We start from the raw sequence: 333 nt of genomic DNA on the forward strand, positions 1-333 counted from the left end.
CATCCTGGCGAGGGCCGGGTCGAGGGCGCGGACGAGCCCGTCGACGACGGGGGCGACGTGGGAGCGGCTCACGGGAGGCAGCGGGAACTCGGCGGCGATGACGGCGCCGCCGGAGTTGACCACCGCCTCCCAGCAGTCGGCGAGCTCCTCCCGGAGCCCGGGGCGGACGTCTTCGGGCCGGGTCAACTGCCGCAGTTCCACGGGCTCGTACGCGTTCATGCCCGTCAGCCTCCCAGACGCAGGGCCCCCGGGGCGGGAGGTCAGGGCAGCACGGCCGCCCGTACGCAGAGGACGTCGGGGAGGTGGTCGGCCAGCAGCTGCCAGCTGTCGCCG

The 333-nt window shown here is 75.4% G+C and carries 1 pseudogene; it reads right to left on the minus strand.

The annotated features are described in order from the left end of the window. Positions 1-219 (minus strand): annotated as a pseudogene (locus VR44_RS26545) (GNAT family N-acetyltransferase); the annotation flags it as partial. Positions 220-333 lie beyond the last annotated feature (114 nt).

This window comes from Streptomyces katrae (assembly GCF_000966975.1).
GTDB classification, from domain to species: domain Bacteria; phylum Actinomycetota; class Actinomycetes; order Streptomycetales; family Streptomycetaceae; genus Streptomyces; species Streptomyces katrae.